Here is a 13,354-nt window from a genome sequence, read left to right as displayed (position 1 = left end):
TATCTTCACTTTTGCTAAAGCTCTGCTTTAGTGTTCATTGTAATTTAGATAAATCGATAATTAACGTTGCGCTCAACTTAACGACTTTTTTATGAAATTATACAGTACCAATAAACAGGTTCCAGAAGTAGGTTTAAAAGAAGCACTTTTCCGTGGTCTTCCAGCAGACAATGGTTTGTATATGCCTACAGAAATTCCAAGTCTGCCAAGTTCTTTCTTTGAAAATATTGAAAACTTAAGCTTCAAAGAAATTGCTTTCGAGGTTGCAAAAACATTGCTTCAAAATGATATAGCAGAGGATAAGTTAAAAACCATTATTGATGATGCTGTAAATTTTGATGCACCAGTCGTAAAAGTAAAAGACAACAAACATGTCTTAGAGCTTTTCCATGGGCCAACACTTGCTTTTAAAGATTTTGGTGGGCGTTTCATGGGGCGCATCATGCAACATTATTTGGAAGAAGGTGAGCGAGTACATATTCTAGTGGCAACTTCTGGAGATACAGGTAGTGCCGTAGCTCAAGGTTTCTTAGGGATGGATGGCATTGATGTGACAATCCTTTATCCTAAAGGAAAAGTAAGTTTCATTCAAGAGCAGCAATTGACAACAAACGGTCAGAATATTAAAGCTCTTGAGATTGATGGTACCTTTGATGACTGTCAGCGAATGGTAAAAGAGGCATTCTTGGATAAAGAGTTGAATGCTCATTTACACTTGACTTCAGCCAACTCTATTAATATTTGTAGATTGATTCCTCAATCATTCTACTATTTCTATGCTTATGCACAAACAAAAGCATTGGGTAAGCCTGTCGTATTCTGTACACCAAGTGGAAACTTCGGAAACCTTTGTGGTGGATTGATTGCTGAAAGAATGGGATTACCTATACATCAGTTTATCGCATCTACAAATGCGAATGACATTGTTCCGACTTACTTAAAAACAAAGGAGTTTACTCCTCGTCCTTCCGTGAAGACACTTTCTAATGCAATGGATGTGGGTAACCCTAGTAACTTCCCTCGTTTGATGGCACTTCATGAAGACTCTTACGAAAAAGTATCTTCAAGAATCAAAGGTTATGCTTATAACGATGAGCAAACCTTAGAAAAAATGAAAGAGGTTTACCAAGAATCAGCATATGTAATGTGTCCACATACAGCCGTTGGGTACTACGGATTGGAAGATTACTTGAAAGAAACAAAAGAAGATGTAACAGGAATTGTGTTAGGAACAGCACACCCTGTGAAATTCAAAGATATAGTTGAAGATAACTTGAGCAAAGAAATTGAAATGCCTCAACGTTTGAAAGAATTGATTGAGCGTGAAAAGCAAGCAATTTCTATGGGAACAGAATTCTCTGAATTAAAAGAGTATCTTCTAGAAATGGCAATGAGCCAAAAATAGTCTCTAAGACGGTATGAAAAAATAAAGTCATCTCAAGTAAATTGGGATGACTTTTTCATTAAAGTTTAGCGGTTAATAACAAATTTCACTTCTTTGAAGTTGAAATAATCGATTTCATTGGTTCTTTGTACGGCTAACTGTCCTTTGTCATTTACCCCCAAAATATTTCCTTCAAAAGGTTCTGGTGGGTCTTTTCTCATATCAAGGTATTGTGCAAACACTTGGTAATTCAGTAGTTTACTCAAATAGTCTTGTTTGAGTAGGTCTTTTTTACCGTTGAGTAACTGAAAGTATCTTTTTTCAATCCCTTTCAGTAAATCTGCAATTACTTCTTCCAAATTGAACAGTTTCCCTGTAATTTGAGAAACAGAAATGGCTTCTGGATGGTTAAAATTACACTGGTTGATATTTATTCCCATACCAATAGTTGTGGTGTCAATCTTTGAACCTTTAATACAGTTTTCAATTAAGATACCACAAAGCTTTTGTTTCTTGAAATAGATATCGTTTGGCCATTTTAAAGTTAAGCCATCGCCAGTATAGTTGTATAAAACATCAAAAATGCCCAAAGAGATTGCTATATTAAGTTGAAATTGTTCGTAGGCAGTTAAGAATGACGGACGGAGAATCAGTGAGAGCATAATATTTTTATCTTCTTCCGACTCCCAATAATTTCCACGTTGACCACGACCTTTCGTTTGGTATGAGGTAATAACACATTGACCATCGATAGCTTCTCCTTTTTGGATGATCTCGGAAGCGATGTCATTGGTTGAATGACAAGTTGGCAGATAAGTTACTTTTTTGCCAATGAAATAAGTGTTGGTAAAGTTTTTATACAATTCTTAGTTTTGTATGAATAGGTAAAACAACTGACTATCTATCAGACAAAATTACACAATAGCTAGAAAGATTTCTAAAAAAATAGAATGGAAAGAAAAAATACTGAATTAGACTCGAAAGAGCTTGCCGAACTTGCGGTGAAAGGGATGCAGGAGAAAAAGGCCAAGGATATTGTTTTACTTGACTTGAGAAAGACAGGAAATGCAGTCGCAGACTTTTTTGTGATTGCTACGGGTAATACCGATACGCAAGTGGATGCAATTCAGAATAGTGTTGAGGAAATCATAAAAATTGCAAAAAACGAGCTTCCGCATCATAGAGAAGGCTATACGCAAAAACAATGGATTATATTAGATTATATTAACGTTGTAGTTCATATTTTTGAAAAAAGCCGTCGAGAATATTTTGGTTTGGAAGATTTATGGGGTGACGCCAAAGTCACTCGTTTTGAAAACCTAGATTAGGCTTTCTTTTTAATTGAAATTTCTTGAGATACACTTTAGATAGATACACATGACAGGAAATCCGAAAAAGAACAATAGGGTGAACCCCAATAGCGCACCAAAGGGCAACTTTCAAGTTTGGTTGTTATTGGCACTCATTGTCGGTGTACTTGGTATTACTTGGATGAATAGCCAAGGCTCCGCCTCTGATATTAGCCTATTTGAGTTCGAAAAGATGGTAAAAGAGGGAGACGTTAGAGAAATTACCATTGTAAACAAAGACTTTGTAGAAGTTACTCTTGATACAGAGGCATTCAAAAAGCCAATGTATAAGGATCAGTTAGATGATCGTCCTTTCTCAGGCGTTTATGGTCCTCATTTTACGTTTCAAATTGTAGATGCAAATCAGTTCTTAGAAAAACTAGATCAGATTCAAGCGGATGTTCCTGCAGACAAACAAGTAATTGTAAAGGCAGATAACAATCGTGGAGAATTAGGAAGCCAATTCTTGAGTTGGTCAATTATTATTGCATTCCTTTTCGGTTTCTGGTTCTTGATGCGTCGTATGGCTGGCGGTGGTACTGGCGGTCAGATTTTTAACATTGGGAAATCAAAAGCGGCACTGTTTGATGCTGAAAATAAAGTTAAGATAACCTTCAATGATGTAGCAGGTCTTGATGAGGCTAAAGAGGAAGTTGAAGAAATTGTTCAATTCCTTAAAAACCCATCGAAGTACACTAATCTTGGTGGTAAAATCCCTAAAGGAGTTCTACTAGTAGGCCCTCCGGGTACAGGTAAAACTCTTTTGGCAAAAGCAGTAGCAGGAGAAGCTGGAGTGCCTTTCTTCAGTCTTTCAGGTTCTGACTTTGTTGAAATGTTTGTAGGGGTAGGTGCTGCTCGTGTGAGAGACTTATTCAAGCAAGCAAAAGAAAAAGGTAGAGCAATTATCTTTATTGATGAGATCGATGCGATTGGTCGTTCAAGAGGAAAAGGGCAAATGCCAGGTTCTAACGATGAGAGAGAAAATACATTGAACTCTCTATTGGTAGAAATGGATGGTTTTGCGACTGACTCGGGTGTAATTATTCTTGCAGCGACTAACCGTCCTGATGTATTGGATAATGCACTTCTTCGTCCAGGGCGTTTTGACAGACAAATCAGTGTAGATAAACCAGATATTATTGGTAGAGAGCAAATCTTTAAGGTACACCTTATGCCAATCAAGTTGGCTGAAGGCGTAAAACCAAAAGAGCTTGCGGCTCAAACACCAGGTTTTGCGGGTGCTGAGATTGCCAACGTTTGTAACGAAGCAGCTCTTATTGCAGCTCGTAAAGAGAAAAATGCGGTTGAAATGGAAGACTTCCAAGCTGCGATCGATCGTGTGATCGGTGGTCTTGAGAAGAAAAATAAAATCATTTCTCCAGATGAAAAGAAAATTGTGGCTTACCATGAGGCTGGTCACGCTGTAGCAGGTTGGTTCTTGGAGCATGCCGATCCATTGGTAAAAGTAAGTATTGTACCAAGAGGTGTTGCAGCATTAGGATATGCCCAATACTTGCCAAAAGAACAGTTCTTGCACACTACAGAGCAAATGCTAGACGAAATTTGTATGACACTTGGTGGTCGTGCAGCTGAAGAAATTGTCTTCGGGAAGATTTCTACAGGAGCTTTAAGTGACTTGGAAAGAACGACTAAAATGGCTTACAGCATGATCTCTATCTATGGTATGAACAAAGAGATTGGTCATGTCTCATTCTATGATCCTAACCGTAGCGAATTCGGTTCTCGTCCTTATTCTGAAGCAACAGCTGAAAAGATTGACGAAGAGGTGAAGAAGTTCATTCAAGACGCTTACGCTAGAACGATTGATCTTTTGAACAGCAAGAGACAAGAGCTTGAAATTTTGGCACAGCAACTATTGGATAAAGAAATTCTTTATCAATCAGACCTTGAGAAGTTAATCGGACAACGCCCTTTTGAGCAAAAGACAACTTACCAAAAGTTTACTGAAGCTAAAGAGCAAAAAGAAGCTACTCAAAGTGCTGAGACAGTAGAAGAAGTAAAAGAGGATGTGAAAAAAGAAGAATCTAAAGAAACTGATTCGGAATAATCACAAGCTGAAATAAAATTTTAAAAGAGCTTAAACCATATTATGGTTTAAGCTCTTTTTATATATCATACATAGGTGAGGTTAGAAAGATTGGCTATTAGTTATTGATACCTTTGGGGAATTGGGATACTAAACCTAGGTCGATAAGCCTATTTTTGACAACATTAAATGTCTTAGAGACTAGTCAAAAGTCTAATATATATCATGAAGAAGAATCAATTCAAAACCATACAAAATTATAATGAATATGCAGGTTTAATACCCAATAAAAACACTGTAATTGATGTAGGAAGATATCAAGATTCGGAGCAGCTGCGTTTGACTTCCCCGCCTGTATATTTAGACTTTTATAGAATTTCCTTAAAGCACAACTTTAGTAATCCAAGTCAATTTGGCGCTCAGCCAGAGGAGGAAAACCAAGGATTTATGTATTTCACAAGTCCAAATCAGGTATTGGAATGGGATACCGAAGAGGATTATACCGGCTATTACCTTCAAATATTACCTTCAGTAATTGAGGAAAATCCGCATTTGAAATACTCATTCCTTTATTATGGAAACCATGAGGCTTTGTTTTTAAAGGAAGTTGAACAACTTAGGATAACAACCCTTTTTGAGCAGATGCATGCTGAGTATAAAAATTCACCAGCAGATACAGAGATTATCATTAGCTATTCCAATCTACTGTTTAATTATATTGATCGATTTTATGAAAGACAGTTCAATCAAAGGAAACTACAGTATAATGCTATCGTAGAAAAATTTCATCACTTATTGAAAACCTATTATATCAATAATCAAGAAGTAGTACAGCTGCCACAGGTGAATGATTTCGCTGATCAACTGAGTATAACCCCCGACTATTTGAGTGATTTATTAAAGACCTATACCTCTAAAACGGCTAAAAAACATATACAAGAACATATTATAGCGACGGCTAAACAATTGCTTAAAAATAGTAATCAATCGGTATCAGATATTGCTTACAGTCTTGGGTTTGAATACCCTAACTATTTTGCAAAGGTATTTAAAGCTGAAACGGACTTAAGCCCAAGCCAATACCGAAAATCTTAGTAATCTCTAATTTTTACCCATAATCTCCGAAAAAGTATCTTTTCAAGATTCAGCTACACTATAGTTTTGCAGAAACAAATTTTAAAAAAGTAGCAATGAAGAATTTTGGAATCAAATACTCCACAGCATTAAAGGCTGGAAAAAATCCAGTTTGGTTTATGAGTGAAGGCTATAAGTTACAAGGTAATTTATTCACTCCAGCAAATTTTGATGCAACGAAAAAGTATACGACTATCGTGACTGCAACACCAGCAGGAGCAGTAAAAGAGCAATCGACAGGTTTATATGCTGAAAGGCTCGCTAGCCTAGGGTATATCGCGCTATCATTTGACCACAGAACTTTTGGAGAAAGTGAAGGAACGCCTAGATACCGTGAAGACCCTTTCATGAAGGTTTATGATATTAAAAATGCAGTGACTTTTTTAAGCTGTCTTCAGAGTGTGGATGAAGATAACATTGTAGGATTAGGGATTTGTTCTGGGGCAGGCTATGTAGCTTATGCTGCCGCTTTTGATCCACGAATCAAAAAAGTCGCCACGGTATCAGGAATTTTTGATTTTGCGGGCTGGGTAACTACTGCAGGCGCATTACCCTTTGATGAAATGCTGGAGACGTCCATTAAAGCACGTAAGCATTATTACCTTACTAATGAGGAGCAATATGTAGATGCTTGGTATGGTGAAACGGATTTTGCAGAAGATCAAAGCCAATGGGAAACAAGAAATCAATTTTGGAAGCAAGCCAGTCACTATTACAGAGAAGGTGGTAATCGTGGATGGTATAAAGTGACCAATGGTGATTACAGAGACGCACAATCCATAGACATTCGATATATGATGAATGTGAATCCGATGCTAAAATACCTGAATGATCGTCCATTACTTGCTATCAGGGGTGAAATCGCACTGACTGGTCCACTTAGTGACGAAGCGATTAGCTACACCAATGAAGGAAGAGGTGAGTTATTCATCGTAGAGGGTGCATCGCATATCGATTTATATCATGTTGAGGAAGCAGTAAGCATAGCTATTGATAAAATTCATCAATTATTTAATGAAAGCCTTTAAAATACTGATTATGATTTTTCCTCTGTCAATACTGATGGGGGAATTTTCTTATGCACAGCAAAACAAGATCCATAGTATTGCAGATCAAGACTATGTAGATCTTATAAATTGTATTAATGCCACACCCATTACCACCATCAGACAGGGTGACACCCACCCATTTATTGACATGTGGATGGTCGTTGTAGACGATAGAATTTTTTCAAGGTCATGGCTAGGCGATCCAAAGGGTTGGTATTATAAGTTTTTGGAAGATAAAAAGGGAGCGATACAATGTGGCGATAAGTTCTATCAAATTGAAGGTATAATACCTGATGATCTCGATGCTATCAATGAGAAAATCAATACAGCTTATATACAAAAGTATGGAGATGGAGATCATCCCGAAATTGCCAAACAAATGATCGAAGCAGAAAGGATGGCGCGGACACTGGAGTTGAAGGTAATAGCAACTAGACCATAGCTAATTCTTAAAGGGAATGAACATGACAAAGAATGAAATCCTAAATTTGGTTCATGAGACCAAAACTCCTCAAATTAAGGCAGGGGAAATACATAGATTCAATGATATTTGGCTAGTGGTGGCTTATAATAGAATATTCTGTAGGCAGTACGCTTTTGCTGAACGAAGCTGGTATACCAGCTTTCAAAATGATCCAAAGGGGCATATCAAATGTGGGCAAATTGAGATTCGAGTAAAAGGAATTATTCCTGATGATCTAGAAGCTTTGGGAGAGGAAATCAATAGGGCGTATATCGAAAAATATGATACACGTCTGAATCATTATCCTGAAATTGCTCATAAAATGACAGGAAAACGTTTTATGGAAAGAACTATGGAACTTGTCCCTGTACTGGATTAATGAACAAGCAGAAATATGGTGTTGTTAATGCACATAGATATGATCAAACGTGGCTTGATTTGAGTAATATAAAGTATTGTTTTAGACAGTGAAAAAGAAAGTGATTTACATTCTCCTCGGACTAATTGGAACATTATTGTTATCCCTTGTTGGTTTTGCAGTATTCGTTGTAAGTACTGAACATAAGCAATATAAGGACAATGCGCTTTTCCCCTTTCAAGAAAATACAAACGGTTCAAAAACTGTTGTCGCTTATTTTAGTCGATCCAAGAATACAGAGGTAGCAGCCAAGACTATTGCAAAGCATAAAAAAGCAATGCTTCTTCCTATTGAAGCTGAAAACTATAAGATTGGACTCAATGGTTGGATAAATGCCAATCAAGATGCACGAAAGCAAAAAGCGGAAATTAATTACAATCCTGTTGATTTCAATACAATAGACACGCTTTATATAGGATCCCCTATTTGGTGGTATAGTCCCGCACCACCTATTTGGGAGTTCATTAGATCAAATGATTTGAGAGGAACCAAGGTCATATTATTCAATACTTACAATAGTAAATTTGAGCAACAGTATATTGACGATTTTGCAGATTCAGTTCGAGCAAAAGGAGGAGTGTTTATGGGGCATATAGCAGTGAACAGAGGACGAATGGGACAACAGATAGACACGCAAGAATTAGAAAAGCAAATATTGGAACAATTGGTTCAGTTGAGCATCTCAACAGACTTGTAGAATGACTAAAGGCATTTTCAAAAATTAATATCCCAAGTTAAACCTATAGGATTCAAAGCTGCAGTTTGGCGTTCTAGCACTAATTGAGTGATCAAGATGAGGAATAATCAACTCTCTAAACTTCGTAATGTTAGCCCTACTATAACGTCACAGATTTATACTAGGGTGAAATTTATTAGCATTGGGCTTTTGTAGCTTGATGCTTTTTTAGTTTTACACGTTTTTTTGATTAATGAACTTTATAGGTGAATAGAAGTCCATTTAGTTAAAATTGAAGATCAAATACAATTCGTGAGCAAATGCAAAAAAGAAACTAAGCTCAAAAAGATGAAGGTTTTCTAAGTTAGAATTAACCTCTTGAGGCTGCAAAATTGAAGCATTTTCAATTTCCGATCATAGGTGTAGTGACTTTTCCAATTGAGCAATTAAAAAAATGGGAGAATAGGATTAAGCAGCTGTATTTTTTTGGATAAAGTTTATAGGAGTGAAGGCTTTTGTACTTGAAACAAAAGTTGAGTTGGATGTTAGATGGGGTAGAAATGAACTGTAAAGTACATCAATGATTGTTGGGAAGTTCCAACCTTCATGATAATAGAGTAAGGCGAATAATGCGAAATCGTTGTAGAAATGGAATACTTTCTTTGAAAGTATAACCTGATACGCACTTCCCCATTTTAAAGGAGTAAGAAAAGTGTTTTTAGGTTTTCTTCCTTCTGTCGTGTCCGAAAACCATTTTATCAAACGACGATCAGCATAAAGTGTATAAGCTTTCTTTTTTGTCTGTACAGACTTTTTCTTGGCAATGCTTCCTACCCGTTTTTTACGGGCTAATGCTAATTTGTGGGCATATTTTGGATCGTAAGTACCAGATTTACGGGTGTTTCGGTTCAATTCTCGGTAGATGGTAGTCACAGAGACCTTCAAGGTGTCTGCAATCTCAGCTTTGCTTAATTTTAGCTTGAGTCCTTCTGCAATGATTTTTCGATCTATATATCTGAGATTTTTGGACAAGTAATAGTGATTTGATGAACCTTTAGATGTCGTAAGTATAGAGAGATGTTTCTTGTAGTGCTAATTTCAGTCTATTTATCTTAGAATATAGTTTGATTTGTTTTACTCGGAGTAGAAATAATGCAATGGCAAATAAAAAAAGCCCTACAATGATTTGTAAGGCTCTTTGTTTTAGAAGTCTAAGGTCTATTATTTACCTTCTTTCTTCACTTTTGGAATTGCCATTTCATTAGCTTCTGAAATGATCACATTTATCTTATTCAAATTATTCTTTTGTAACTTCTTAGTTTTTAATCCAGCTTCTGGAGAAACTTTATTACCTTTCCAAGCTTTTACAAAATAACTCTTTGGTGCAAGACCTTTGAATGTGGCTTTCCCTTTATCGTTAGTCGTTCCTTCTACGACTACATTATCATCAAATTGAAAGTCAGTCAAAGATTCATATAATCTGATCTTAGCATTTTTTTGAGTATTACCCGTCTCATCTAAAACGGTAACTTTCAACAATACAACAGGTTTGTCAAAAGAGTCGATAGGAGTATAGGCACTCAATAAAATAAAACTAATGAAAGAAATAATGCTTACTAATTTTTTCATAGACTAAATATATGAGGAAATGAGAAACAAAAAAGCGGTAAGGTAAATTAAGATATCACATACCTTCCTTTAGCAAAAGTAAGATAATCTTAGAGTGAGATTCAAAGAGTTAGTTATAAATATTTCATAACAAATTTTTAAGATTTAGAGAAATCACCTATTATTTGATGGAACTGTTTTTTTAAAATCACTATTTTTTAATTTCAAGAAGAAACCAATCCTTATCATGCTTGATATAGAAGCTATAGATCCTAATTATTACAATGCTAAGAATACCCCGGAATTTATTTCCTTTGATAAAAAATTATACCTGAGTATCAATGGAATTGGTGAGCCTGACCATAATGAATTTCAATCAAAATCTAAATTGCTTCTAGAATTTGCACAGGAATTTGCAAACTACGCCCTCAAAGAACATCAGATTTCATTTAGTATCCCAAGGCTAGAGACTCTTTGGGAGTTAGATCAGAGTGCTAAAGATAAAAGTCAACTCCATACGCGTTGGGCATGGAAACTACTTTTACGAATTCCTCTAAAATTTAAAGATTCTCTTATTTCTTTATTTCAGAGCTATCATAGCGATGGGAATACTTCTTCTGTAAATGGGATCAGTATTTTTGAATATGAAGATGGTGATTGTGTTCAGATGTTAGGTAAAGGGCATATGTCTAGTAATACAGATATTCCGATAGGAGAAATGTTTCGTTACATCCGTCAATTGGGACGACGACCAAAGGAATTTCACCATGAAATCTATTTGGGAAAGACGCCATCTGACAAAACTGTGATTATTCGACAACCATTGCACTAAAATTCTAAGAATAACTTCCTTTCTATCAAGAAATCAGATACATGATTATATCCTTTTGCTTTAAGTTTTGTTTATAAACTGAGTATCAGATACCTTGAAATCATGTACCTAAAAGGAAAAAAAATCAATAAACATCCTCAAAAAGTAGAGATTCTGTCAGAAGAAACCGTCTATGACGATTTTCTTAAGATCAGAAAAGGGACGCTTCGTCATGAGAAGTTTGATGGAGGGATGACAGATACCATAACTCGTATTTTTAACGATAGAGGAGAAGCCGTAACCGCAATTCTTTGGCACAAGGATTTACAGAAAGTGGTTTTGGTAAGGCAATTTCGTTTCCCAATCATGCAAAGTGGAAATGCTTGGCTTACAGAAACCGTAGCTGGAATTTTGGATAAAGGAGAAAGTAAATTTGAAGCCATTGAACGAGAAGTCTTGGAAGAAACTGGGTATAAAGCTCAGAAGACGGAGTTCATTTGTTCTTTCTTTTCTACACCAGGCAATACTTATGAGAAAGTCCATTTATTCTATATAGAAGTAGACAATGCATCTAAAATAGAAGAAGGCGGTGGATTGGATTGTGAATATGAAGATATTGCCTTGGAATTTTATGATAAAAAGACCCTTTATAAAATGCTTGAAGAAGGGCAAATACACGATGCCAAGACAATTATCGGATTGCAGTGGCTTCAAACGCAAGATTTGATCTCACAAAACATTCCTAAAATCTAATCACTTAGAAGTTATTTCTTTCTTTGAAATAATTAACTTTGCCCTCAAATTCATTTGATCGACTTTATAAATTCTTAAATAATGATTGTAGTAACGGGAGCAGCAGGCTTCATTGGGAGCTGTATGGTCAGCCGCTTGAATGAGGATAACTTCAACCACGTGGTTGCAGTTGATGATTTCTCTAATCCAGAAAAAAATAAAAATCTGGATGGCAAAAGAATTATTGAAAAAGTAGATCGTGAAGATTTCTTTGATTGGTTAGATAAAAATCACCTAGAGGTTGAATTTATCTTCCACATGGGGGCTCGTACAAACACGGCTGAGTTCGATATGGACGTGTTGAACCACCTAAATACAGAATACACGAAAAAAGTTTGGAAAGCATGTTGTGAACATGCCATTCCTGTGGTATATGCTTCTTCGGCTGCAACCTATGGATTAGGTGAGCATGGTTACGTTGACAGTGAGGACATCATTGAGCAATTACAACCATTAAACCCTTATGGTGTCTCTAAGAATGATTTTGATAAGTGGGCAATGAAAGAAGAGAAGAAACCTTTCTTCTGGGCAGGCTTGAAGTTCTTTAATGTATACGGACCTAATGAGTACCATAAAGGACGTATGGCATCTGTGATTATGCACGCTCACAAACAAATCGGAGAGACTGAAGGAATGCAATTGTTCCGTTCGCACAAAGAAGGAATTGCAGATGGACATCAGTCAAGAGACTTTGTTTATGTAAAAGATGTAGTGGAAGTGATGATGTTCTTGATGCATCACCGTAAGAACTCAGGACTTTACAACTTGGGTACAGGAACAGCACGTACGTTCTTAGACCTTACAAAAGCTACTTTTGCAGCAATGGATAAAGCAGAGAATATTTCATTTAGAGATACTCCTGAAGATATTCGTGACAAATACCAATATTTCACTGAGGCAGATATGTCTAAGTTAAGAAGTATCGGATACGATAAAGCCTTCCATACTTTGGAGGAAGGAGTCACAGATTATGTGAAAAATTACCTTTCTGAAAAGAAATATTACTAGAAATAAAAAAGAGATTGTTTCCGTTTTGGGAACAATCTCTTTCTGTTTTTTGATTGCATCAGTATAGGTACAATCAAAACAACATGAAATCAACAGCACTTATTCCTTCAGAATTTCCAATCTGGTTAGAGTTTCCTGTCATTTGGGGAGATTTGAATGCACACCAACATCTCAATCATTCAACCTACATTAAATGGTTTGAGACAGCCCAACAAGAATATTTTAGAAGACTCCAAACTTCCGATGAAGAACACAAAAACCAAGGTTTGATGGTGGCTTCTATGGAATCAAACTTTGTCTATCCTGTCACTTTTCCAGATCAGGTGAAAGTAGGGATTAAAGTAAAGGAGTTTGATGATCAGAGAATTAAGATGATCTCCAAATTTTATAGTACCAAGTTCAATACTTTGGTCGCTTTCTTTAGTTCTTCAATCATCCATTACGATTTTAATTTGGGGGAAACTGTCACCGTGCCTCAGTTAATGTGGGATAATATTATCCGTTTAGAAAAGAGTGTTCCTTCAGAGAATTAGTAAAATACTTGTATTCTGTGGATTTAAGTTTTAACTTATTGTAATAAGTTACTATTCAGCTTGAGGAGGCTGTCAATAGAGA

15 protein-coding genes are annotated in these 13,354 nt (G+C 36.2%); 12 read left to right on the top strand and 3 right to left on the bottom strand.

The annotated features are described in order from the left end of the window. Window positions 1-91 precede the first annotated feature (91 nt). A complete protein-coding gene (gene thrC / locus BC781_RS03975; protein ID WP_109615939.1) occupies window positions 92-1,405 on the top strand; it encodes a threonine synthase in 1,314 nt (437 codons plus the stop codon). A gap of 65 nt (window positions 1,406-1,470) precedes the next feature. Here the strand turns inward: thrC and BC781_RS03970 are convergent, their stop codons facing one another. Next, window positions 1,471-2,247 (bottom strand): biotin--[acetyl-CoA-carboxylase] ligase, encoded by a 777-nt coding sequence (locus BC781_RS03970; protein ID WP_109615938.1) that lies wholly within the window; start codon window positions 2,245-2,247, stop codon window positions 1,471-1,473. An 87-nt stretch (window positions 2,248-2,334) separates the two neighbouring features. On the opposite strand from BC781_RS03970, the gene rsfS reads away from it, so the two are divergent. The 7 genes from rsfS to BC781_RS03935 all read left to right on the top strand — a co-directional run bounded on the left by rsfS (window position 2,335) and on the right by BC781_RS03935 (window position 8,541). Continuing rightward, on the top strand, window positions 2,335-2,712 hold the full coding sequence (gene rsfS, locus BC781_RS03965) for a ribosome silencing factor (protein WP_109615937.1): 378 nt from the start codon (window positions 2,335-2,337) through the stop codon (window positions 2,710-2,712). 49 nt (window positions 2,713-2,761) lie between these two features. Next, window positions 2,762-4,801, top strand: a complete 2,040-nt coding sequence (ftsH, locus tag BC781_RS03960) for an ATP-dependent zinc metalloprotease FtsH (protein WP_109615936.1) — start codon at window positions 2,762-2,764, stop codon at window positions 4,799-4,801. A gap of 204 nt (window positions 4,802-5,005) precedes the next feature. Then, the gene (locus BC781_RS03955; protein WP_109615935.1) at window positions 5,006-5,875 is read left to right on the top strand and encodes a helix-turn-helix domain-containing protein; all 870 of its coding nucleotides are present in this window, start codon (window positions 5,006-5,008) and stop codon (window positions 5,873-5,875) included. Window positions 5,876-5,970: 95 nt separating this feature from the next. Beyond that, the gene (locus tag BC781_RS03950) at window positions 5,971-6,942 is read left to right on the top strand and encodes an alpha/beta hydrolase (protein ID WP_109615934.1); all 972 of its coding nucleotides are present in this window, start codon (window positions 5,971-5,973) and stop codon (window positions 6,940-6,942) included. Further along, window positions 6,929-7,405 (top strand): DUF2255 family protein, encoded by a 477-nt coding sequence (locus BC781_RS03945; protein ID WP_109615933.1) that lies wholly within the window; start codon window positions 6,929-6,931, stop codon window positions 7,403-7,405. The genes BC781_RS03950 and BC781_RS03945 overlap by 14 nt, the downstream gene beginning before the upstream one ends. Window positions 7,406-7,427: 22 nt before the next feature. After that, window positions 7,428-7,805: a DUF2255 family protein gene (locus BC781_RS03940; RefSeq protein WP_158281389.1), complete on the top strand. Its 378-nt coding sequence runs from the start codon at window positions 7,428-7,430 to the stop codon at window positions 7,803-7,805. Window positions 7,806-7,893: 88 nt separating this feature from the next. Beyond that, window positions 7,894-8,541: a flavodoxin family protein gene (locus BC781_RS03935; protein WP_109615931.1), complete on the top strand. Its 648-nt coding sequence runs from the start codon at window positions 7,894-7,896 to the stop codon at window positions 8,539-8,541. Window positions 8,542-8,988: 447 nt separating this feature from the next. Here BC781_RS03935 and BC781_RS03930 read toward each other — a convergent pair whose 3' ends face one another. After that, on the bottom strand, window positions 8,989-9,552 hold the full coding sequence (locus BC781_RS03930) for a helix-turn-helix domain-containing protein (RefSeq protein ID WP_109615930.1): 564 nt from the start codon (window positions 9,550-9,552) through the stop codon (window positions 8,989-8,991). A 189-nt stretch (window positions 9,553-9,741) separates the two neighbouring features. Next, complete coding sequence (locus BC781_RS03925; RefSeq protein WP_109615929.1) at window positions 9,742-10,149, bottom strand: carboxypeptidase-like regulatory domain-containing protein; 408 nt, start codon at window positions 10,147-10,149, stop codon at window positions 9,742-9,744. Between the two features lie 226 nt (window positions 10,150-10,375). On the opposite strand from BC781_RS03925, the gene BC781_RS03920 reads away from it, so the two are divergent. The 4 genes from BC781_RS03920 to BC781_RS03905 all read left to right on the top strand — a co-directional run bounded on the left by BC781_RS03920 (window position 10,376) and on the right by BC781_RS03905 (window position 13,272). Beyond that, window positions 10,376-10,960, top strand: a complete 585-nt coding sequence (locus BC781_RS03920) for a hypothetical protein (protein ID WP_109615928.1) — start codon at window positions 10,376-10,378, stop codon at window positions 10,958-10,960. 102 nt (window positions 10,961-11,062) lie between these two features. Next, entirely contained in the window at window positions 11,063-11,692 is a 630-nt protein-coding gene (locus BC781_RS03915) for an NUDIX domain-containing protein (RefSeq protein ID WP_109615927.1), read from the top strand. Between the two features lie 81 nt (window positions 11,693-11,773). Further along, complete coding sequence (rfaD, locus tag BC781_RS03910; protein WP_109615926.1) at window positions 11,774-12,739, top strand: ADP-glyceromanno-heptose 6-epimerase; 966 nt, start codon at window positions 11,774-11,776, stop codon at window positions 12,737-12,739. Between the two features lie 83 nt (window positions 12,740-12,822). Continuing rightward, entirely contained in the window at window positions 12,823-13,272 is a 450-nt protein-coding gene (locus BC781_RS03905; RefSeq protein WP_109615925.1) for an acyl-CoA thioesterase, read from the top strand. The last annotated feature ends 82 nt before the right edge of the window (window positions 13,273-13,354 follow it).

The organism is Sediminitomix flava (genome assembly GCF_003149185.1).
Lineage (GTDB): Bacteria > Bacteroidota > Bacteroidia > Cytophagales > Flammeovirgaceae > Sediminitomix > Sediminitomix flava.
This window is presented reverse-complemented; position numbering and strand designations above follow the sequence as displayed.

What these genes read in the sequence shown, in the direction of transcription:
- BC781_RS03945 (WP_109615933.1), top strand. Translation starts at nt 6,929, where the DNA reads ATGAAAGCCTTTAAAATACTGATTATGATTTTTCCTCTGTCAATACTG.
- rfaD (WP_109615926.1), top strand. Translation starts at nt 11,774, where the DNA reads ATGATTGTAGTAACGGGAGCAGCAGGCTTCATTGGGAGCTGTATGGTC.
- thrC (WP_109615939.1), top strand. Translation starts at nt 92, where the DNA reads ATGAAATTATACAGTACCAATAAACAGGTTCCAGAAGTAGGTTTAAAA.
- BC781_RS03920 (WP_109615928.1), top strand. Translation starts at nt 10,376, where the DNA reads ATGCTTGATATAGAAGCTATAGATCCTAATTATTACAATGCTAAGAAT.
- BC781_RS03925 (WP_109615929.1), bottom strand. Translation starts at nt 10,149, where the DNA reads ATGAAAAAATTAGTAAGCATTATTTCTTTCATTAGTTTTATTTTATTG.
- BC781_RS03905 (WP_109615925.1), top strand. Translation starts at nt 12,823, where the DNA reads ATGAAATCAACAGCACTTATTCCTTCAGAATTTCCAATCTGGTTAGAG.
- BC781_RS03950 (WP_109615934.1), top strand. Translation starts at nt 5,971, where the DNA reads ATGAAGAATTTTGGAATCAAATACTCCACAGCATTAAAGGCTGGAAAA.
- ftsH (WP_109615936.1), top strand. Translation starts at nt 2,762, where the DNA reads ATGACAGGAAATCCGAAAAAGAACAATAGGGTGAACCCCAATAGCGCA.
- BC781_RS03940 (WP_158281389.1), top strand. Translation starts at nt 7,428, where the DNA reads ATGACAAAGAATGAAATCCTAAATTTGGTTCATGAGACCAAAACTCCT.
- BC781_RS03955 (WP_109615935.1), top strand. Translation starts at nt 5,006, where the DNA reads ATGAAGAAGAATCAATTCAAAACCATACAAAATTATAATGAATATGCA.
- BC781_RS03915 (WP_109615927.1), top strand. Translation starts at nt 11,063, where the DNA reads ATGTACCTAAAAGGAAAAAAAATCAATAAACATCCTCAAAAAGTAGAG.
- rsfS (WP_109615937.1), top strand. Translation starts at nt 2,335, where the DNA reads ATGGAAAGAAAAAATACTGAATTAGACTCGAAAGAGCTTGCCGAACTT.